At 68.2% G+C, this 19944-nt stretch carries 21 protein-coding genes; 9 read left to right on the forward strand and 12 right to left on the reverse strand.

Annotated elements, in window-relative coordinates; all coding sequences use genetic code 11:
• The first annotated feature begins 32 nt into the window (after window positions 1-32).
• Together NKG96_RS05560 and NKG96_RS05565 are read left to right on the forward strand one after the other, a co-directional pair.
• Complete coding sequence (locus tag NKG96_RS05560; RefSeq protein WP_254537479.1) at window positions 33-989, forward strand: phosphoadenosine phosphosulfate reductase family protein; 957 nt, start codon at window positions 33-35, stop codon at window positions 987-989.
• Window positions 990-1267: 278 nt separating this feature from the next.
• On the forward strand, window positions 1268-1573 hold the full coding sequence (locus tag NKG96_RS05565) for a hypothetical protein (protein WP_254537480.1): 306 nt from the start codon (window positions 1268-1270) through the stop codon (window positions 1571-1573).
• A gap of 43 nt (window positions 1574-1616) precedes the next feature.
• Here the strand turns inward: NKG96_RS05565 and NKG96_RS05570 are convergent, their stop codons facing one another.
• From NKG96_RS05570 to NKG96_RS05595, 6 genes are all read right to left on the reverse strand, one after another.
• The gene (locus tag NKG96_RS05570) at window positions 1617-1811 is read right to left on the reverse strand and encodes a DUF7333 family protein (RefSeq protein ID WP_254537481.1); all 195 of its coding nucleotides are present in this window, start codon (window positions 1809-1811) and stop codon (window positions 1617-1619) included.
• 32 nt (window positions 1812-1843) lie between these two features.
• Window positions 1844-2605, reverse strand: a complete 762-nt coding sequence (locus NKG96_RS05575; RefSeq protein ID WP_254537482.1) for a hypothetical protein — start codon at window positions 2603-2605, stop codon at window positions 1844-1846.
• A gap of 123 nt (window positions 2606-2728) precedes the next feature.
• Window positions 2729-3517: an aldo/keto reductase gene (locus NKG96_RS05580; RefSeq protein WP_368409291.1), complete on the reverse strand. Its 789-nt coding sequence runs from the start codon at window positions 3515-3517 to the stop codon at window positions 2729-2731.
• 158 nt (window positions 3518-3675) lie between these two features.
• Window positions 3676-4950 carry a digeranylgeranylglycerophospholipid reductase gene (locus NKG96_RS05585; protein ID WP_254537484.1) on the reverse strand — a complete coding sequence of 425 codons (1275 nt, stop codon included), beginning with the start codon at window positions 4948-4950 and terminating at the stop codon, window positions 3676-3678.
• 102 nt (window positions 4951-5052) lie between these two features.
• Window positions 5053-5817: a hypothetical protein gene (locus tag NKG96_RS05590; RefSeq protein WP_254537485.1), complete on the reverse strand. Its 765-nt coding sequence runs from the start codon at window positions 5815-5817 to the stop codon at window positions 5053-5055.
• A gap of 33 nt (window positions 5818-5850) precedes the next feature.
• Window positions 5851-7023 carry an MFS transporter gene (locus NKG96_RS05595; protein WP_254537486.1) on the reverse strand — a complete coding sequence of 391 codons (1173 nt, stop codon included), beginning with the start codon at window positions 7021-7023 and terminating at the stop codon, window positions 5851-5853.
• A gap of 481 nt (window positions 7024-7504) precedes the next feature.
• Between NKG96_RS05595 and NKG96_RS20880 the strand changes: the two genes are divergently transcribed.
• On the forward strand, window positions 7505-7636 hold the full coding sequence (locus NKG96_RS20880; RefSeq protein ID WP_256558112.1) for a hypothetical protein: 132 nt from the start codon (window positions 7505-7507) through the stop codon (window positions 7634-7636).
• A 258-nt stretch (window positions 7637-7894) separates the two neighbouring features.
• Here the strand turns inward: NKG96_RS20880 and NKG96_RS05600 are convergent, their stop codons facing one another.
• Both NKG96_RS05600 and NKG96_RS05605 read right to left on the reverse strand, forming a co-directional pair.
• A complete protein-coding gene (locus NKG96_RS05600; protein ID WP_254537487.1) occupies window positions 7895-8761 on the reverse strand; it encodes a 2-oxoacid:ferredoxin oxidoreductase subunit beta in 867 nt (288 codons plus the stop codon).
• Window positions 8758-10521: a 2-oxoacid:acceptor oxidoreductase subunit alpha gene (locus tag NKG96_RS05605; protein ID WP_254537489.1), complete on the reverse strand. Its 1764-nt coding sequence runs from the start codon at window positions 10519-10521 to the stop codon at window positions 8758-8760. Before NKG96_RS05605 ends, NKG96_RS05600 begins: the two co-directional genes overlap by 4 nt.
• Before the next feature lie 108 nt (window positions 10522-10629).
• Here NKG96_RS05605 and NKG96_RS05610 point away from each other — a divergent pair, with 108 nt between their 5' ends.
• The 5 genes from NKG96_RS05610 (at window position 10630) to NKG96_RS05630 (ending at window position 14988) form a co-directional block, all read left to right on the forward strand.
• Window positions 10630-11286: an FAD-dependent oxidoreductase gene (locus NKG96_RS05610; RefSeq protein WP_254537491.1), complete on the forward strand. Its 657-nt coding sequence runs from the start codon at window positions 10630-10632 to the stop codon at window positions 11284-11286.
• 43 nt (window positions 11287-11329) lie between these two features.
• A complete protein-coding gene (locus NKG96_RS05615; protein ID WP_254537492.1) occupies window positions 11330-12346 on the forward strand; it encodes an NAD(P)H-dependent flavin oxidoreductase in 1017 nt (338 codons plus the stop codon).
• Window positions 12347-12588: 242 nt separating this feature from the next.
• Window positions 12589-13146, forward strand: a complete 558-nt coding sequence (locus tag NKG96_RS05620) for an NUDIX hydrolase (protein WP_254537493.1) — start codon at window positions 12589-12591, stop codon at window positions 13144-13146.
• Between the two features lie 119 nt (window positions 13147-13265).
• On the forward strand, window positions 13266-14669 hold the full coding sequence (locus tag NKG96_RS05625; RefSeq protein ID WP_254537494.1) for an FAD-binding oxidoreductase: 1404 nt from the start codon (window positions 13266-13268) through the stop codon (window positions 14667-14669).
• 49 nt (window positions 14670-14718) lie between these two features.
• Window positions 14719-14988 carry a hypothetical protein gene (locus tag NKG96_RS05630; protein WP_254537495.1) on the forward strand — a complete coding sequence of 90 codons (270 nt, stop codon included), beginning with the start codon at window positions 14719-14721 and terminating at the stop codon, window positions 14986-14988.
• 279 nt (window positions 14989-15267) lie between these two features.
• On the opposite strand, the gene mce is transcribed toward NKG96_RS05630, so the two are convergent.
• The 3 genes from mce to NKG96_RS05645 form a co-directional block, all read right to left on the reverse strand.
• Window positions 15268-15651, reverse strand: a complete 384-nt coding sequence (gene mce / locus NKG96_RS05635) for a methylmalonyl-CoA epimerase (RefSeq protein ID WP_254537496.1) — start codon at window positions 15649-15651, stop codon at window positions 15268-15270.
• An 89-nt stretch (window positions 15652-15740) separates the two neighbouring features.
• The gene (locus NKG96_RS05640; protein WP_254537497.1) at window positions 15741-17417 is read right to left on the reverse strand and encodes an acyl-CoA mutase large subunit family protein; all 1677 of its coding nucleotides are present in this window, start codon (window positions 17415-17417) and stop codon (window positions 15741-15743) included.
• Window positions 17418-17706: 289 nt separating this feature from the next.
• Window positions 17707-18189 carry an Lrp/AsnC family transcriptional regulator gene (locus tag NKG96_RS05645; RefSeq protein WP_254537498.1) on the reverse strand — a complete coding sequence of 161 codons (483 nt, stop codon included), beginning with the start codon at window positions 18187-18189 and terminating at the stop codon, window positions 17707-17709.
• Window positions 18190-18372: 183 nt separating this feature from the next.
• On the opposite strand from NKG96_RS05645, the gene NKG96_RS05650 reads away from it, so the two are divergent.
• Window positions 18373-19314: a DMT family transporter gene (locus NKG96_RS05650; protein WP_254537499.1), complete on the forward strand. Its 942-nt coding sequence runs from the start codon at window positions 18373-18375 to the stop codon at window positions 19312-19314.
• 9 nt (window positions 19315-19323) lie between these two features.
• Here NKG96_RS05650 and NKG96_RS05655 read toward each other — a convergent pair whose 3' ends face one another.
• Window positions 19324-19902, reverse strand: a complete 579-nt coding sequence (locus tag NKG96_RS05655; RefSeq protein ID WP_254537500.1) for a GNAT family N-acetyltransferase — start codon at window positions 19900-19902, stop codon at window positions 19324-19326.
• Window positions 19903-19944: the final 42 nt, after the last annotated feature.

Genomic DNA, 19944 nt, shown 5'->3' on the forward strand with positions numbered 1-19944 from the left:
TAGATGTCTCCGTGCGGTGATACTATCGTCCGATGAGTACACAGTTCCCCGCCTACCTCTCGCTCGACTACGACGAGGGTCGCGGCCAGACGGCCGCAGACTACCCGACGCTGGAGGACAAACTCGGCAAGGCCGTCGAGGTGACCCGGACGGCCCTCGAACAGTACCGCAACCCCGCCGTCATGTGGACGGGCGGGAAGGACTCGACGCTCGTGCTCTACTTCGTCACGGAAGTCGCCCGCGAGTACGGCCACGAGGTGCCCCCCGTCGTTTTCATCGACCACTACCAGCACTTCGAGGCGGTGACCGACTTCGTCCACGAGTGGGCCGAGAAATGGGGCCTCGACCTCGTCGTCGCGCGCAACGACGACCCCGTCTTCGCCAGCTACACCCCCGGCGACGACGTGCCCGTCGCCTCGCTCACCGGGGAGAACCAGCGAGAACTGAAGCGCGCCGACCACGAGGGCGAGACGTTCCGCTTCGAGGCCGACAGCCTCGGCGGGAACCACCTCCTCAAGACCGTCGCGCTCAACCACGTCATCGAGGAACACGGCTTCGACGGCATCTTCTCGGGCGTCCGCTGGGACGAACAGGAGGCGCGTGCTGACGAGACGTTCTTCTCGCCGCGCCACGACTCCGAGAAGTACCCGCCCCACGACCGAATCCACTCCATCCTCCAGTTCGACGAGCGGGCCGTCTGGGACACGATGTGGTACTACGTCGTCCCCGACACGGTCGACGGGTGGCCCGAGGACGGCCACGCCCCACAGGACTACGACGACATGCCCGAGGACTTCTCGCCGACAGACATCCCCGTCTCGCCGAAGTACTTCGAGGGCTTCCGCTCGCTCGGCACCGAGAAGGGCTCCGCGAAGTCCGCCGACCTCCCCGCGTGGCTACAGGACCTCGAAGGAACGACCGAGCGTCAGGGCCGCGCCCAGGACAAGGAGAACCTGATGGAGCGCCTGCGCGACCTCGGCTACATGTAGAACTGCACGGCTTTTCGCCTCGGGTGCGCCTCGCGTGGCGGCTCCGCCGTTCACGAGACACGATGCGTCTCGTGAGCGCACGAGAACGCAGTTCTCGTGAACGCCACGACATCCGGTTGCGGGCCGAAGGCCCGCAACCCGCGCACCGCTCGGTCAAAAATCCTGCACGAAAAAAGGCCGCGCGCTCGTTTCACTCGCTCACGGCAGAACACACTGGGGAGACCGCACTGCCTCCGGTGACACACTCATACGGTCTGCGCTCGTAGACTGAACACTTCATGGCGACGACCTGCCAGCTCTGTCGGCGGCGATTTCCCGACGAACTGCTCACCGACCCGCAGGCCATCCAGCGCCACCACCTCGTCCCCGAGAACCGGAAGGAGAGTCCGACGGTGACGCTCTGTCGGCCCTGTCACGCGCAGGTCCACGCGACGTTCACCAACGAGGAGTTACGGGAGGACTACGACACCCTCGACGCCCTCCGGGACGCGAGGCCGTTGCAGGGCTACCTGAACTGGATTCGCAAGACGGCGAAACTCGACGTGCAGACGCAGACGAGCAACCGTGTCCGGGAACGTCGCTGACGCTCGGGGCGGAGGTTCGAGAGACAGAAACGCCGTCCGCCTTCTACCGACCCGACGCGCGGTACTCGCCGTGCTTGACGCCGAGGAACAGGAACAGCAGTCCGCCGACGACCATCGAGGGCAGGACCATCATCAGGACGGTGCTCGTCTCCATGACGCCCATCCCGAGGAGGCCGAGGGCGGCCACCGCGATGAGGACGACGAAGATGCCGATCGTCCGGGGTCCGTCGAATTCCATGCCTCCGCTACGGGCGAGAGCGGAATAAGAGTTCAGGAAGCGGCCGTCTCGCCGGTCTTCGGAGTGGGGCGGACGGTGTCTGCGAGGGTGACCACCGCACCGAGGAGCCACCCGAGGGGGACGGCGAGGCCGAACCACATGGCGACGTACGCCGCCCCTTCGAGGTCGAAGCGGGTGCGCAGCGCGGTGTTCAGGTCGCCGACGACGAGGACGTTGTCGAGCAACCAGCGCGCCAGCGTGAGGCTCTCGGGGAAGACGACGCCCGCGAGCGTCGGCGAGTAGAGCGCCGCGACGACGGGCGGGAGGAACAGCGCGTTCATCGCCGACGGGTAGGCGAGCACCACCGTCGTCGCCCGCCCGCCGACGCGGGTGAACGTGACGGCGAGGCCGGCGCTCACGACGGCGACGACGCTCGCGGCGGCGACGGCGAGGAAGCCCTCCGGCGAGAAGCGATAGCGCGCGAGGAGCGTCAGTCCGCCCCAGACGACGGCGGCGAGGACGACGGTTCCGGCGAGGCCGAGACGCGTCGTCGTCGAGTCGATGCGCCGGGAGTAAAAGCGCGTCCCGAACCCGAGGAGGAGCAGGGGGTACGCGAGGACGAGGGCGAGGGCACCCACCACGGCCCAGAGGTAGAACGCGGCGCGCTGGCCGACCCCGGAGGGTCGCCAGCGACCCATCACCGCGTGGGTCCGGCGGAGCTTCGGGAAGACGATGGCCATCCAGAAGTCGTGCAACTGCTGGACGTCCGCCCGCACCCCGGAGACGATTCCGTACTGTTCGCGCTCGACGACCATACACCCGAACTGTACTCGGGCACCCTGAACGTTCGGACTACAATAGTATATGGTGGGGGTGACCGTCGGGCCGTCGGCCACTCGTCAGTTCCCCCGAGAGTCACCGCGTCGGGGTCGTCGCGCTTACCAGGCGTCGGGCGCGAAGTCGGGGTTGACCTTGCGGTCGGTCTCGTCGATGTCGTCGATGGCCTGGACGTCCTCCTCGTCGAGGTCGACGGCCAGCGACTCCCAGTTGTCGCGGATGTGCTCCTCGCTCGTGGCCTTCGGGATGGCGGTGACGCCCTTCTCGCGGAGCCACGCGAGGCTGACCTGCACCGCGCTGGCGTCGTGTTTCTCGGCGACGTCGTTCAGCACGTCCACGTCCATCACGTCGCCGCGGGCCAGCGGCGAGTAGGCGACGAGTTCGACGTCGTTCTCCTCGGCGAACTCGCGGAGCTCCTCCTGCGGGAGGAGCGGGTGCATCTCGACCTGGTTGGCGAAGATGGGGTTCTCGGCGGTCTCGATGGCCTCCTCGAGGTGGTCGGGCGTGAAGTTCGAGACGCCGATGCGCTCGATGAGGCCCTCCTCGACGAGTTCGTCGAACGCGCCGAGGGTCTCCTCGGGGTCGTAGTCGCCCGACGGCCAGTGGATGTACAGCAAGTCGAGGTAGTCGACGCCGAGTTTCTCCATCGACTCCTTCGTGGACTCGACGACGTCGTCGTGGTTCAGCTGGTCGATCCAGACCTTGGTGGCGAGGAAGACGTCCTCGCGGTCCACGTCGGCCTGCTCGATGCCCTCGCCGACGGCCTCCTCGTTGCCGTAGGCCTGCGCCGTGTCGATGTGGCGGTAGCCCATCTCGAGGGCCGTCTTCACGGACTCGGTACACTCGGAGGGATCGTCGTTCTGCCACGTGCCGAGGCCGAGCATCGGCATGCCCTGGGTGGACGGGACGTCGTCGGGGGAAAGCTGCTGCTGGTTGCTCATCGTGTTCCGTTCCAAGGGTGCCGACTGATTAGGCGTTGTGGAAGGGGAAGATATGGAGTCACACGGCGTCCCCGAGGGCGGAGGTGTGGGTAGCGCTACCGTGGCGCTTACGAGAGGGGGTTCCAGCGGTGGTGGGGGTCCGTGATTCGACCCTGCAGGAGCTTCGCGACGTACCGGAGGTCTTCGAGCGAGAGGAGACGGAGGATGGAGCGGACGCTTCCCGCGTTGGCGTCCGTCAGCGTCTCGGGCGGGAGACGGGCGAGGTCCCGGACGAACTGGTCGTAGCGCTCGTTCGGGACGAGGTAGAGCAACTCCGTCATGAGGAGTCGCTTCTGCATGTTCGGCGCGACACGGTCGTGCCAGAGGTCGTCGTAGGTCGCCATCCGCTCGGCGGAGGTGTCGGACGGGTCGGGCGTCAGGCAGTGGTCGACGGTGATGGCGGCCGCGCGACCGGATTCCATCCCCTGGTTGATACCTTCGCCCCAGAGGGGGTCGATGGTCGGGACGGTGTCGCCGACGGCCATGAACCCGTCCGTGCTCAGGTCGCCGGGCATCTGGATGTGTGCCGACCCCCGGAGGACGTGACCGTCCTCGACGGGTTCGGCGTCCGCGAAGCGCGGGTCGGTGTCCATCCAGTAGTCGAGGTAGTCGTCGATGCGCATCCCGTCTCTCGCGAGTTCGTCGTGGCGCTCGTTCTGGATGTAGCAGACGCCCACCTTCGCGGTGTCGCCGCCGGTGTGAAAGATCCACGAGTAGCCGCCGGGCGCGATGTCGTGGTCGAGACGGAGCATCATCGACTCACGGAGGTCGGCGTACCCCTCGTGGTCGAGGTCGAGTCCCTCCAGTTTGTAGTCGATGCCGATGGCCTGGTTCTTGCGGTGGAGGTTCGTCACGCCCAGTTTCTTCGCGAGCGGTGCGCTCGGGCCGGTCGCGTCCACGACGATGTCGGCGTAGACCTCCTCCGATCCGGCGTAGCGCACCCCGACGATGCGCCCCTCCTCCACGATGGGCGCGTTGACGCGCGACCCGAAGCGGACCTCGGCACCGCGTTCGCGGGCGTCCTCGACGAGCCACCGCTTGAGCGCCGCGAAGTCGAGTACCGCCCCGGACTGGGGTTTCTTGTAGTGCTCGTTCGGCGATTCGACGACCACGCTGTCGGTGAACTGTTCGACGAGTCGGTCGGGGACGCCGAAGCTCGTCATCATCGACGGGAACGTCCCCGCGGTGGACTTGTTGCTCTGTCGTGGGAAGCCGTCTTCGGCCTCGGTCTCGAGGACGACGACGTCGTACCCGCGCGAGGCGAGGTCACGGGCGCACTGCCCCCCGGCAGGCCCCGCCCCGGCGATGACGACATCGAAGTGGTCGTTCTCGTCTCCGGTCATACTACTAGATGCCGTCGTCACCCCTGTCATGCGTTTCGGTTGGGTGGCCGCCGAGTATCAGTCTCCCGCTCCGCTCGCGGCGCTCTGTCGCGCTCTCACGAGTCAGATTGCGACCAGCACCGCCGTGTAACCGGCGGCGCCGAGGGCGAACGCGGGGAAACTGCTCGCGCGTTCCTCGGGGAGTTCCTCCTTGATGACGTTCAGGACGATGCCGCCGGCGACGAACGCGAACACCAGCGCCGCCGTCGTCTCGGTGATGGTGGTCACCAGTCCCTCCGCCGCGCCGACCAGGACGCCCCCCGCGAGTATCCAGCGACCGTACCGGTGGTAGCGGGCGGCGTGGTGGTCACGGAGGGAGTGGTCGTTGACGACGAAGTGGAGACCGAGCGCCGCGGCGAACAGCGCCAGCGTCCGGGCGTCGGGTTGGTGGACGAGCAGTCGTCCGACCAGCGCGTTGTAGACGCCGAACGACCCGACGTGAATCCAGAACAGACCCGTCGCGTCGTCCGAATCCCCGCCGTCCCCGTCCCGCTCGCTCCGCCGGCGGACCGCCTGTTCGAGGCCGTAGAAGACGACGAACCCGAGGAGCGCGACGAGGTAGACGTGGTGTTCGAAGAACACCGTGAGGACCGACCCGCCCTCCTCGACTGCTTCACGACTCGCCGACAGCTCCGGGAGCACGTGGACGAACACGTAGGCGACGCTCACCCCGCCGGCTCCGGAGAGCCACCGGCTGCGGGGGACGGCGTCGAACGCGGTGAACCGTCCGGCGAGGACGTGGACGCCCGCGAGGACGAGCGCACCGAGGACGACGAGCGCCGCGGACGGGCCGCCGCCCGTCGCCGCGAGGGGGACTGCTCCGGACACGTCCGAGTGCAGTGCGGCCGGGCGGGTAAACGCTCACCCTGCCGTGGTCCGCGGCGCGAGGGCGATGCTGCCCACACCGACGAGCGCCAGCGCCCCACCGAAGGCGAACGCCGCCGTCCACGAGACGCTCTCGATGAGCCACCCGGCGACGACGGGCGCGACCAGCGCCCCCGCCATCGAGAGCGTGGTGAGCACCGCGAGACTCGTCCCCTGCGTCTCGGGCGAGGAGAGTTCGTTGACGAACACGTAGAACACGCCGGTGCCCAACTGGGAGGCCAGCCCGGCGAGCAGGAGTAACGCGCCGAACCCCGCCAGCGAGGTGACGGTGCCGATGGCGACGAACACCGGAATTGCGAGGGCGAAGGCGGCGGCGATGACCGGCCGACGGCGCCCGCCGATGCGGTCCGAGAGCCACCCGCCGCCGGGGCGGGCGAGGAAGCCCACGAGGGGGACGAGCGCCGTCATCGCTCCCGCGCTCGCGAGGTCGACGCGCATCACCTCGGTGGCGTAGGTGGGCATCCACGAGTTGAAGAAGACGAACAGCGAGTACGCACAGAAACTGGACAGGGAGACGAGCAGGATGGCCGGGCGACGGAGCGTCCGGGCGAACGTCGAGAGGTCGAGGCTTGCCTCGTTACGGACCGGGTCTCGCAGGGCGGCGTAGAACAGCGGCGCGCCCAGCAGCGTCACGAGTGGGTAGACGACGAGGACGGACCGCCACCCGGCGGCCGCGGCGATGCGCGGCCCGGCGAACTGCGCGATGGTCGCGCCCGCCGGTGCGCTGGTGACGAACAGGCTGGTCGCGACGGCCCGCCCGGACTCGGGGAAGCGCTGGGCGACGATGTTCGCGTTCGCCGTCCAGAGGAAGACGGCGGCGATACCCCCCACGAACCGCGTGAGGAGGAACTGGTCGTAGGTGGGTACGAGGGTGCCCGCGACGGCCGCCAGCCCGAAGATGCCGACGCCGCCCCACACCAGCAGGCGGTTGTCGTAGCGGTCCATCAGCAGGCCGCCCGGAATCTGGAACAGCGTCCACGAGAGGAAGACGGCGCTGATGGCGAGGCCCGCCGCCGGCTTGTCGATGGGGAACTCCCCGACGATGAGGGGGATGAGACTCGCCGGCCCGAGGAGGTAGGCGTTGAACCCCGTCGCCATGACGAAGCACCCGGCGAGAACGAGCCACGCGCGGCGAGGGGTGTGGGTCACGTGTACACACAGCGGCGCGGGCCGTGAAAACGGCGACGGTAGGGGCAGGAACGTGGGTCCCAATCTACTCTAGTGCCGGACTGTCAATCCCGCAGAAATGCTGCCGGTGGGATACCGTGCACCCCCTCACGAGCGGAGGACTGTTCACAGCGACGGACGTGTCTGTTTCACGATAGCTCTTGTGCACACCCGTCGCGACCACCAATCTGTTTAGATACAGCGTTCACTACCCCCACCGTTCTACCCGTCGGTGCGGACTGTCAGAGCGTGTTGCGTCACGGAACTGGTCTTCCGACGTCCCTCTGATTCTGCAGCGGTCGAGGAGCCGTCGATGCGCCCCGGAGAGCGGTGTGTCCCGTGGGATTGTGGTCGAAGCCGACACCGACGAGCGACCGGCACAGCTCGTCGTTTCGAGGTCACGGGACGGACCGCCTCACAGGTCGACGACACCTCTCTCCTGCCGGTGAAACAGGCGTTCGTGATGCGGCTTCGCCCCTCCATCGATGGCACACTCGGAACGCTCGTGTCCATCCCGTTCCTCCTCGGGTCGGTGTTGGTCGGCCCGCCAGAGGCGATACTCGGGGTGGCACTCTACTGGCTGGTGAGCAGTTAGCGGGAGTCGGAAACTGACGGACGGGTCCGAACGGCCCATCGAAGTCGATAGAACTCGACTCCCACGACGGAAGTAGAGCATCCGCGCGAGCCGCGCGGGACCGGAGGTCCCGCTGGAAACCGGCGACTTCAGTCGCCGGTAACGAAGCGAGCGCGGTTCACCGATTCCTCGCGCTTCGCGCTCGGAATCGGTCCTTTTTGGTGCAGATTTTTCGAGGAGAGGTGCGCCGGAGGCGCATCCGACGACGAAAAAGGTGCGTTAGTAGAACTCCCGCACCAGGTCCATCGCGTCCTCGGGCGCGCCCTCGGGGATGTCCGAGAGGTCCTCGGTCAGGCCCATGCGGTCGTTGTACGACCGGGAGTCCTCGTCCTGGTAGATGACGCCCTGATACTCCTTCGACCGGTCGAGGATGGCCTCCTTGGCCTGGTCGTAGTCGTTGGGGTCGTAGTCCTCGTCGTCGCCGAGGTCCACGAGCGAGTCGCGGAAGTAGTCGTAGGTGTCGACGTCGTTGAACGTGACACACGGCGAGTAGACGTTGACGAAGCCGAAGCCGTCGTGCTCGATGGCCTGCTGGACGATTTCCGCGTGGCGCTGTGCGTCCGAGGAGAACGACTGGGCGATGAACGTGCCGCCCGCCGCCAGTGCCAGCGCGAGGGGGTTGACGGGTTGCTGGTGGGTGCCGTCGGGGCTGGTGGAGGTCTCGAAGTCCTCGCGTGAGGTGGGCGAGAACTGGCCCTTCGTCAGCCCGTAGATGCGGTTGTCCATGACGACGTACGTCATGTCCATGTTCCGCCGGACGGCGTGGACGAAGTGGCCCGCGCCGATCGAGTAGCCGTCGCCGTCGCCGCCCGCGACCATCACTTCGAGGTTCGGGTTGGCGGCCTTGACGCCGATGCCGACGGGGAGTGCGCGCCCGTGGACGCCGTGGAGCGCGTAGCTGTGCATGTAGGTGCCGATCTTACCCGAACAGCCGATGCCGGCGACGACGAACGTGTTGTCGGGGTCGTTGCCCGTGTTCGCCAGCGCCTTCATCATGCCGTTCATCGTCCCGAAGTCACCGCACCCGGGACACCACGTGGGCTGCTTGTCGCTCTTGAAGTCTGTGAATCGAACGTCGGAACTCATGCTTCCACCTCCGTGCCCTCCGCGAGGGCGTTCTTGATCTCCTCGGCCAGTTCGTCCGCCTTGAACCGGACGCCGTTGTACTTGTTGACCCGCTTGACGCGCGTCAGCGTGTCGTGTTCGACGACGTCGGCGAACTGCCCGGTGGCGTTACACTCGACGACGATGACGTCGTTCGCGGCCTCCACGTCCTCCGAGAGGTCGGGGCGCGGGAACATGTAGGGGACCGAGACGAGGCGGATGGAGATGTCGTCCTCTTCGAGGAACTCCATGGCCTCGCGGATGGCGCCCTCGTTGGACCCCCACGAGATGACGAGTTTGTCGGAGTCGCTGTCGCCGAACTCTCGGTAGCTCCAGTCCTCCTCGTTTTTCGCGGTCTCGACCTTGCGGTTCCGCTTGTCGACCTGTTCGAGGCGGACCTCCTCCTCCTCGGTCCGACGCCCGAGGGCGTCGTGTTCGAGGCCGGTCGTCATGTGCGCGCCGCCGGCCGTGCCGGGGAAGGTGCGCGGCGAGACGCCGTCCTCGGTGGCGAGGTGGGGTTGGAACTGTCCCTTCTCGTTCTGCCACTCGTCGATGGCCGCGTCGTCGACGACCTTGCCGCGGTCGATCTCGACCGCGTCCATGTCGAACTCCTCGGGCGGGAACGTCTGTTCGGTGACCGCCATCGCGAGGTCGGCGACGAGGTACACCGGCGTCTGATACTTCTCGGCGAAGTTGAACGCCTCGACGGTCTTGTGGAAACACTCGCTGACCGTCGTCGGCGCGACGACGAAGCGGGGAATCTCGCCGTGCCCGCCGTACAGCAGCATGTTGAGGTCGCCTTGTTCTTGCTTCGTCGGCATCCCCGTCGAGGGCCCCGAGCGCATCACGTCGACGATGACCATCGGCGTCTCGGTGGTGGCGACCAGCCCGAACGTCTCGGTCATGAGGTCGATGCCCGGCCCGGACGTGGCGGTCATGGCGCGCGCACCGGCGCGGGCGGCGCCGAGGGCCATGTTGATGGCCGACAGTTCGTCCTCGGCCTGGATGACGGTCCCGCCGTAGCGCTCGATGCGTCCGGTGAGGTACTCCATCACGTTCGTCGCGGGAGTGATGGGGTAGCCCGAGTAGAAGCGACAGCCGGCGGCGAGCGCGCCCATGCCGATGGCCTCGTCGCCGTTCAGCAGGACGTAGTCGTCGTCCGTCGTCTCGAGGTCGTAGTCGAAGTCGTGGTCGAACTCCTCTGCGACGTACTCCTGGCCGAGTCGGGCGGCCTCCTTGTTGTTCTCGACGATGGACTCGCCCTTCCCCCCGAAGCGCTTCTCGAGGGACTCGTCGAGGTTCTCGATGGGGAAGTTCGTCGCCTCACACGCCGCGCCCAGCGCGACGATGTTGCGCATGATGGCCCCGCCGGCGTCCTCTGCGAGGGACTTGAGGGGGACGTCGAGGCCGACCATCTCCTCGGGAATCTCGAGGTCCTGCATCGTCGTCCGCTCGCCGTCGTAAATGATGACGCTCCCCTCGTGGAGTTCGTCCATGTTCTCCTCGACGGTGCGCTGGGTGAGCGCGATGAGGATGTCGAGGCGGTCGACGACGCTCTCGACGGGGTCGACGGCCGTTCGAATCTTGTAGGCGGTGTAGCCCCCGCGAATCCGCGAGGCGAAGTCCTTGGAGGTGAAGACGTGGCGACCCGCACGCGACAACGCCTGGGCAAAGATCTTCCCAGTCGAGTCGATGCCATCGCCGGCCTCCCCACCGATGGCCCAGTTGAGGTCCTCTGGCATACTAGTCGGGGCTACCTCTCCACACCGCAAAAGGCTTCTGAATAGTGGAGGCGTGTCCACTCGTCGGGACCGAAACGCCCTTCGAAGCGGGCGAACGTCAATTCGGGTATGGACCAGACCGACGCCGCCGTCGCCGGAGTCACCGAAGTCGGACCGAACGCCGTCGCCCTCGACGTCGAGACGCCCGATGGCTTCGAGGCCCACCCCGGCCAGTTCGTCCGCCTCTCGCTCGAAATCGAGGGCGAACGCGAGTCGCGCTTCTACACCATCTCCTCGCCCGACGTGGGAGACACCTTCGAGGTGACGCTCACCTACGACCCCAATGCCGACGAGGAAGCCCTCGGCCCCCGTCTCGCCGGGCTCTCACCGGGCGACTCGGTGGGCGTCGCTGGCCCCTTCGGGGACGCCTACTACGAGGGCGAGTCGAACACGCTCGTCCTCGCGGGCGGGCCGGGCGTCGGCCCCGCCGTCGGCATCGCCGAACGTACCCTCGCGGACGGCGGCGAGGCCGCCGTCGTCTACCTCGACGACAACCCCATCCACGAGGACCGCCTCTCGACCCTCGCCGAGGAGGGGGCGACGGTCCACCTCGTCGACGACCCCGCGAACTTCGCGGACGCGGTCACCGATGCGGCCGACGACGGCGCGCAGGCGTTCGTCTACGGCTTCGCGGGCTTCCTGGAGGACGCCCTCGACGCCCTCGCAGACAGCGGCGTGGACCCCGAGACGGTCAAGACGGAGAGCTTCGGCCCCGCACCCGAGTGACGCCGCCCCCGACGTTTTTCTCCCCCGGCCGCCACCGGGAAGCGTGTCACTCGCCACCCCGTTCACCGACCTGTTCGGTCTCGACCACCCGGTCGCACAGGCCCCCGTCGGGAGCGTGACCTGCCCCGCACTCGCGGGGGCCGTCTCCGAGGTGGGCGGCCTCGGCAGTCTCGCCGTCACGTGGCGACCGCCCGACGCCACCCGCCGGTCCATCCGCACGACGCGCGACCTGACCGACGCCCCCTTCGCGGTGAACCTCGCCCTCGACGACGCCACCGTCCAGTTCCCGACCGACGACCACCTCGACGCCTGCCTCGACGCGGGCGCGCCAATCGTGGCGTTCTCGTTCGGCGACCCCGCGCCGTACGTCGACCGGGTTCACGACGCCGGCGCCCTCGCACTGGCGATGGTCGGGAGCGCGGAGGCGGCCCGCGACGCGGCCGAGGCGGGCGTCGACTGCGTCGTCGCGCAGGGCGCAGAGGCCGGCGGTCACCTCGACAGCGAGGTATCCACGGTGGCCCTCGTCCCCCGGGTCGCCGACGCGGTGGACGTGCCCGTCCTCGCGGCGGGCGGCATCACCGACGGGCGGGGACTGGCCGCCGCTCTCGCCCTCGGCGCGGACGGCGCGTACCTCGGGACGCGCTTCGTCGCCACCGAGGAGGCCCTCTCGCACCCCGAGTACCGACGACTCCTCCTGAACGCCGACGAGACGGCCACGGTCCGAACGGACTGCTTCGACGGCGGGTGGCCCGGCCGGGACCACCGCGTCCTGCGCAACTCCACGGTCGACGCGTGGGAGACGGCGGAGCGGCCCACCTCCGGCGACAGGCCGGGCGAGGGCGAGACGGTGGCGAGCATCGGGGACTACGACATCGCGCGCTACGACGACGACCCGCCCCTGTCGGTGGCCGAGGGCGACGCCGAGGCGATGGCACTCTACGCCGGGCAGGGCGTCGGCGGCGTCGGGGAGGTAGTCCCGGCCGGCGAGGTGGTCGAGGAACTCGTGGACGGGACCGAGGCGGTCGTCGACCGCCTCCACACGACACGCTCGGACCGGTGAGCGCTCCGGTATCGTCGGTCGGCACCCGGGGGGCGAGCAGACGGCGCGGAGGGACCACGGACCGGTGCGCCGTGCGGCGTCCGGGGTGCGTCGGACGGTTCGGGTTCGGAACCCGCGGGGCGGCCCGTGGCGGCGGTCAGCGCATCGGCGAGGCTGGTCCCGCCACGGTTCTTGAACGTTCGCGCCCGGACCCCCGGCGAGCGAGCGCAAGGCGGAAGCGTGGTTCGCCCCGACCCCTTTCCATGAGTGACTCCGACGCGCCCCTCGCGGTCCGCTCCCGACTCGGCGTCGAGGTCGAACTGGCCCGCCTGCGCCGGCGCTACGGCGAGTTCCCCGTCGAATCACGGACCGTCGAGAACGAGGTGGACTACTTCCTGCACGGGATGGACGTGGCCCGTGAGGGCTGGATCGGTGCCGCCGGCGCGTGGGTCAGCGACGCCGACGACCGGGTGCTGTTCGTCCGGCACGCCGACGCGCCCGAGGAGTGGTGTCTCCCCGGCGGCGCCCGCGAGGCCGAGGAGGGACTCGACGGGACGGCCGCCCGCGAGGTACGGGAGGAGACGGGCGTCGTCTGCGCCCTCTCGGGTGTCTGGCGCGCCGAACGCAAGCGCATCGTCCTCGGCGAGGACCCCGAACGGCGCTACTACCTGCTCGACGCGAACTTCGAGGCGCGATACGTCGACGGGTCGCTCGAACTGGCGGACGACGACGAGATTCTCGAAGCCCGCTGGTTCGACGAGCGACCCGACAGCGTGGTCGCGTTCGCCCGCGGAAAGGCGGACGACTGGTTCGAGGGCTGACTCGCCTCGGTCGTCCCCTCGTCGCGCGCAAGTCGGCGGTCGGGACGGTCTGTCGGGTGCGAGCGTCCCGTTCGCCGTCGGGAAGGGCGATATCCGCCCCCGCCCTCCCTCTAGGTGCTATGGCAGTAGCCGAACGGTTCCCGAAGGACGCGGTAGAATCGCTGCGGGAACGCCTCTCGGGCGAGGTCGTCACACCCGGCGATGCGGCCTACGGGGAGGCGCGGGCGGTCTGGAACGGGACGGTCGACCGCCACCCCGCGGTCGTCGTCCGGTGTCAGATCACGGAGGACGTGGTGGTCACCCTCGCGACCGCCCGCGAGTACGACCTGCCCGTCGCGGTCCGGGGCGGGGGACACAACGTCGCGGGGACCGCCGTCTGCGACGACGGCCTCGTCGTGGACCTCTCCGGGATGACCGCGGTGGTCGTCGACCCCGAGGCGCGGACCGCGCGGGTCGCGGGTGGCGCGACGTGGGCCGAGGTGGACGCCGCCACGCAGCGTCACGGACTGGCGACGCCCGGCGGCCTCGTCTCCGACACCGGGGTCGGGGGCCTGACGCTCGGGGGCGGCCTCGGGCACCTCCGGCGGAAGTACGGGCTGAGCTGTGACAACGTCGTCTCGATGGAGGTGGTCCTCGCCGACGGGTCCGTGGTCACCGCGAGCGCGGACGACCACCCGGAGCTCTACTGGGCGCTCCGAGGCGGGGGCGGGAACTTCGGCGTCGTCACCGAGTTCACCTTCGACCTGCACCCGGTCGGTCCCGAGGTGTTCGGCCTGCTCGTCTTCCACCCCTTCGACCGGGCGGTCGACCTGTTCCGGCAATTCCGCGCGTACGCCGAGGACGCCCCCGACGAGGCGAGCGTCGTCGCCTTCTGTGCGTGGGTGCCCGACGCCGAGGAGTTCCCCGAGGCGGTTCGAGGGCGTCCCGCCGTCGCCTTCCTCGGGTGTCACTCGGGGAGCGTCGAGGAGGGCGAACGCGCCCTCGCGCCGGTTCGGGCGTTCGCGGACTCGCTGGTCGATCTGAGCGGCCCCTACCAGTACACCGAGTTCCAGCAATTCCTCGACGCCGACTACCCCGACGGGATGCGCTACTACTGGAAGTCGCTCAACCTCGACGGCCTCTCCGACGGGGCGATCGAGACACTCGTCGCCGCCGCCGAACGCGCCCCCTCGCACCGCTCGACGGTCGACGTCTGGCACCTCGGGGGTGCTATCGCGCGGATTCCGGCCGACGAGACGGCGTACGCCCACCGGGACGTCGAGTTCCTGTTCTGTCCGGAGGCGAACTGGGAGGCGGAGAGCGAGGACGACGTGAATGTCGCGTGGGCGCGCGAGACCATCGAGGCGATGCGGCCGTACGGTGCGGAGGGTGGCTACGTCAACTTCCCCGGCCTCGGCGAGGAGGGGACGGCGGGCGTCCGCGCCACCTACGGCGGGAACTACGAGCGACTCGCGCGCGTGAAGGCCCGCTACGACCCCGAGAACCTGTTCCGGTCGAACCAGAACGTGAGACCCGCCGCGTAGTGTCACGGGGGAAAGACCCGTACCGGCGTGCGCGCAATTCCGAGACGAGATGTCCCTGACATCACGGCTCGCGGGACTGCTCGGTCTCGCCTTTCTCGCCCTCGCCGTCGTCGGTCCGCTCTACGCCCTCTGGATGGTCGGCGAGATGGTCCTGTACGGCCCGACGGCCCCTCGCGCGATGGGAGTCCTCTTCGGCGTCGGCCTGTTCGTCACCTGCGGGCTGACGGGTTACTTCGTCCGGAAGGCCGTCGCGGGACAGGTCGTCCCGGTCGATTTCGACAGGTCGGTCGTCCATCGCGGTGGACAGGGCGGGATGTGACGGTTTCGAGAATCACCCTCCTGCTGTGGCCGGGAGCGCGTGTCCGAACGAAGTGAGGGCCGCGCGACTCGGGGAAGGGTAGGCTGATGCCTGTGTACTGTACCGCGAGTGAGTGAACGAAGTGAACGAACGAGCGGCACTCCGAGCGTGTCGCGCCGACCGGCGCGACCGCGCACGCGTGCCTGGCGGACATGAAAAGGGCGAGGAACCGATGGCAATCGCTCGGCGGCGAAGCCGCCGAGTGCGCGCCGGAGGCGCGCAGTTCCGAGGGCTTTCGGGTTAGTGTTCGACGAACTCGATGAGGATGCCCCCCGTCGACTTCGGGTGCAGGAAGGCCACGTCGTGACCCCACGCGCCGGGGCGGGGTTCCTCGTCGATGAGTTCCGCCCCGCTGGTCTTCGCGCGCGCCAGCGACGCCTCGATGTCGTCGGTGCCGAGTGCGAGGTGGTGGATGCCGGGGCCGTTGTCGTCGAGGTAGCGCTGGACGGTTCCGCCGTCGGTGGGTTCGAGCAGTTCGAAGTAGCTCTCGCCGAACGGGAGGAAGACGACGCGAAGGTCGCCGAACTGCTCCTCGTGGGCGACGCGCGTGTTGAACAGGTCGGCGTACAGGGAGGCGAGGGCGTCGGCGTCCTCGGTGGCGATTCCGGCGTGGTCGAAGTACATAGTCGAGCGTGCGACCGTGCGGGGCATAAACACCGGCCCCGGTTCGCGGTGGTCCGTCGGTGGGTCGGTGGGGCGGTAGCGGTCCCGACTCAGTAGCCGGGGTTGTACTCGCCGAAGACCTCGCGCATGGCGTCGCAGATTTCGCCCGTCGTGGCGTAAGCCTTCACCGCGTCGATGATGTAGGGCATGACGTTCTCGTCGCCCTCGGCGGCCTCGCGGAGGGCGTCGAGGGTCGCTTCGACCTCGGACTCGTCACGACGTTCGCGCACGCCCGCGAGGCGCTCCTGCTGGCGCTTCTCGTCGTCCTCGTCGACCTCCTGGACGTCTTCCTCCGGTTCTTCGTCGGTGGTGAACTCGTTGACGCCGACGATGACGCGTTCGCCGTTCTCGATCTCCTCCTGCCGGTCGTAGGCGGTGTCCTGAATCTGGCGCTGGACCCACTGCTCCTCGATGGCCCGGAGCATCCCGCCCTGGTCGTCCACCTCGTCGATGAGCGAGAACGCTTCCTCCTCCAGTTCGTCGGTGAGCGACTCGATGTAGTAGCTCCCGGCGAGGGGGTCGATGGTGTCCGCCGCGCCCGACTCGTGGGCGAGAATCTGCTGGGTGCGCAGGGCGGTGCGGACGGACTGCTCGGTGGGCAGCGAGAGCGCCTCGTCCTTCCCGTTGGTGTGCAGCGACTGCGTCCCGCCGAGGACGGCCGCGAGCGCCTGGTAGGCGACTCGGACGACGTTGTTCTCGATCTGCTGGGCGGTCAGGGTGGAGCCGGCGGTCTGGGTGTGGAACTTCAGTTGCTTCGACTTGGGGTTCTCCGCGCCGAAGCGCTCTTCCATGATCTTCGCCCACATGCGGCGGGCCGCGCGGAACTTCGCCACCTCCTCCAGGACGTTGTTGTACGAGGCGAAGAAGAAGGACAGTTGCGGCGCGAAGTCGTCGACGTCCAGTCCGGCGTCGACGGCCGCCTCGACGTACTCGATGCCGTCGGCGAGCGTGAACGCGATCTCCTGTGCCGCCGTCGACCCGGCCTCGCGGATGTGGTAGCCCGAGATGGAGATGGTGTTGAAACTCGGCACCTCCTCGGCGCAGAACTCGAAGATGTCCGTGATGATTCGCATGGACGGTTCGGGCGGGTAGATGTAGGTGTTGCGCGCGATGTACTCCTTCAGCACGTCGTTCTGGATGGTCCCGCGCAGTTCCTCCCGGTCGACGCCCTGCAGGTCGCCGACGGCGATGTACATGGCGAGCAGGACCGAGGCGGGCGCGTTGATGGTCATGGAGGTCGACACTTCGTCCAGCGGGATGCCGTCGAACACCGTCTCCATGTCGTGCAGGGAGTCGATGGCGACGCCCGACTTCCCCACCTCGCCGGCGGCCATCGCGTCGTCGGAGTCGTAGCCCATCTGCGTCGGCAGGTCGAACGCCATCGAGAGGCCCGTCTGCCCGTTGTCGAGCAGGTAGTGGTAGCGCTCGTTGGTCTCCTCCGAGGTCCCGAACCCGGCGTACTGGCGCATCGTCCACAGCCGCCCCCGGTACATCGTGGGGTACACCCCGCGCGTGAAGGGGTCCTCGCCGGGGAACCCGAGGTCCTCGTCGTAGTCCTTCGGCGCGATGTCGTTCGGCGTGTAGAGCGGTTTCACCTCCCGGCCGCCCGTGTCGGTGGTGAACGACTCCTTTCGCTCGCCGAAGCGCTCCACCGTGGGCCCGAGCGACTCTTCCTCCCACTCCTCGCGGCCCTCGCGGATCTCGCGAAGGTCCTCGTCGTCGAACATGCTTCGACGGTGGCCGCCCGGGTGCTTAATGGTTAACGGGTCGCACGTCACGCACCCCTCGGCATGCCGACATCCCCGCAGATGGTTCTCGGCGCTTCTCACCTCCGAACCCCCCCTACTCCGTTGCCTCGCGGGTCTCTGACGCGGTACGTCAGACCCCCGCGCCGCTCACGGTTCGTTGCATTCGCCGTTCGCGTTCGGAGGTTCTCGCTCGCTTCGCTCGTCACCGGCGACGGGTCGCCGGTTTCCAGTGGAACGGCAGAGTCGTCCCACTCGGCTCCAAACCTCCCTACTCCACGAACTCCGCCAGCAGCGTCTCCAGGTCGTAGCTCTGGAGCGACCGGGCGCTGTCCTTGAGCGTCGAGATGACGAACGTGGAGTTGGTCCGTTCGACCTCGGGGATGGCCTCGAAGTCGCTGATGAGGCGCTCGACGGCGTCGCTGTGAGGCAACCGGGCGAGGACGACGAAGTCCGTTTCGCCCATCGTGAAGAACGCCTGCGTCACCCCCTCGATAGCGGTTATCTTCTCTCCCACCTCCTCGTGGGAGCCGCTGTAGTCCGCGAGCACCTCCACGATGACCGTCACGCCGAGACCGAACGCCTCTAGGTCAACGTCGTAGAGGTCGTTCGTGACGATGCCGGCCTCCCGCAGGTTGTTCAGCCGGTAGTGGATGGTCGAGACGGGGATGTCCGTCGCCTCGTGGAGCTTCTCCGGACTGCCGGTCCCGAGGTCCGAGATGGCCTTCAGGAGCCGAATGTCGCGTTCGTCCATGTGCGTGCCACTCTCGGGCGGACCGTCAGTAAACTACCGGTGAGGCCGACCATCCGGGACGACCGGAATCGATGAGACGTTACTCCGAATCTGTCTCGAACTATTGTATAGAATTCGTCCAACAGCTACAGCTGTTGTAGAAGAATTTAACTACGGCACGTTCTGAACCTTGAACTGAGAACAATGGTCCACGCACGAGTTTGGAGAAAGCTCCCACTCGTCCCCGTGCTCTTCGTGTTGCTCGCGGCGATGTGGGGGACCTCCTTCGTCTTCATCAAGATCGGACTGGAACACTTCCCGCCCGTGCTGTTCGCGGCGGTGCGCTACGACGTGGCCGGACTGGTGATGCTCGCGTACGCCGTCTTCACGGTCGACCGCTGGCGACCGAAGGGCCGCCACGAGTGGCTCTCGGTCCTCATCGCGGGCGCGTTCGTCATCGCGGGCTACCACGCCCTGCTCTACCTCGGCGAACAGCACGTCTCGGGGGCCGTCGCGGCCATCGTCGTCAGCCTCGCGCCCGTCCTCACCGCCGTCTTCGCCAGCGTCGCCCTCTCGGAGGAACGCATCCGCGGACTGGGCGTCGTCGGCCTCCTCTTCGGCTTCATCGGCGTCGTGGTCGTCGCGGACGTCGACCCGTCGAGCCTCGCGGGCGCGAACCTCGCCGGTGTGGGTCTCGTCTTCGCCGGCGCGACGTGTTTCGCCCTCGGGTCGGTCCTCTCGCGGCCCCTCAAGACGACGCTCCCGGCGCGAACCACGCAGGCGTGGGCGATGCTCCTCGGCGCGGGGATGCTTCACGTCGCCGGGACCGCCCGCGGCGAGACGTTCGCGGCCGTCGAGTGGACGGTCCCGACGATCGTCTCGCTGGTCTACCTCACGTTCGTCTCGGGCGTGGTGGCGTTCATGCTGTACTTCCACCTGCTGGACGAGATCGGGCCGACGGAACTGAACCTCATCGGCTACCTCGAACCGGTCGTGGCGACGCTGATGAGTTGGCTCCTCCTCGGCGAACTCGTCGAATCCTCCACGGTGGTCGGCTTCGCGGCCATCTTCCTCGGGTTCGCCCTCCTCAAGCGCGAGTTGCTACTGGACGTCGCGCTCTCGGTGCGGACGGGGACGCGGTCCTGAGAGGGCGAGTCAGCCACCCGTGTCGTACTTGTAGGTCGCCGTCTCGCTGTCGATGCCGAAATCCTCGGGCGACTCCTCGGGTTCCGGTTCGCTCCGCTCCGCCGCCACCTTGAACCGTTCGCGCAGTTCCTCGGGCATCCGGAAGCGCTCGACCTGCAGACGTAGCGGGATGGCGTCGGGCGTCGTCGTCTCGCGCTTCTCGTCGAGGCGCTTCCGGAGCACCTCGGGGAGTCGGTCGCGTTCAATCGCCTCGAAGCCGAACTGCGTCAGGTAGTTCGGCTGGTCGGCGAGGGCGTACACTAGGTCGAACCCCTGTGCGCCTGCCGTGGTGACGAGGCGTTCGATGACGTGTGCGCCGACGCCCTGGCCCCGCCAGCCGTCGAGGACGCCGATGCTCGTCAGTTCGCAGACCTCGCCGTCGTCGGTGGTGTGGACGCGGTAGCGCCCGAACCCCGCCTTCGCGTTCGACTCCTCGTCGATGGCGATGACGTAGTCGCGGGACCGGAACGCCTGTCCGTCGAGACTCATCGCCTCGATGTGGTCCAAGAGCCAGACCTCCTCGCGGTTCTTCGCGTCCCGGACGTACATACCCCGGCTTGGCCGTGCGGCGGGAAAAGCGTTTACCGGTCC

Source organism: Halomarina litorea, assembly GCF_024227715.1.
GTDB lineage: Archaea > Halobacteriota > Halobacteria > Halobacteriales > Haloarculaceae > Halomarina > Halomarina litorea.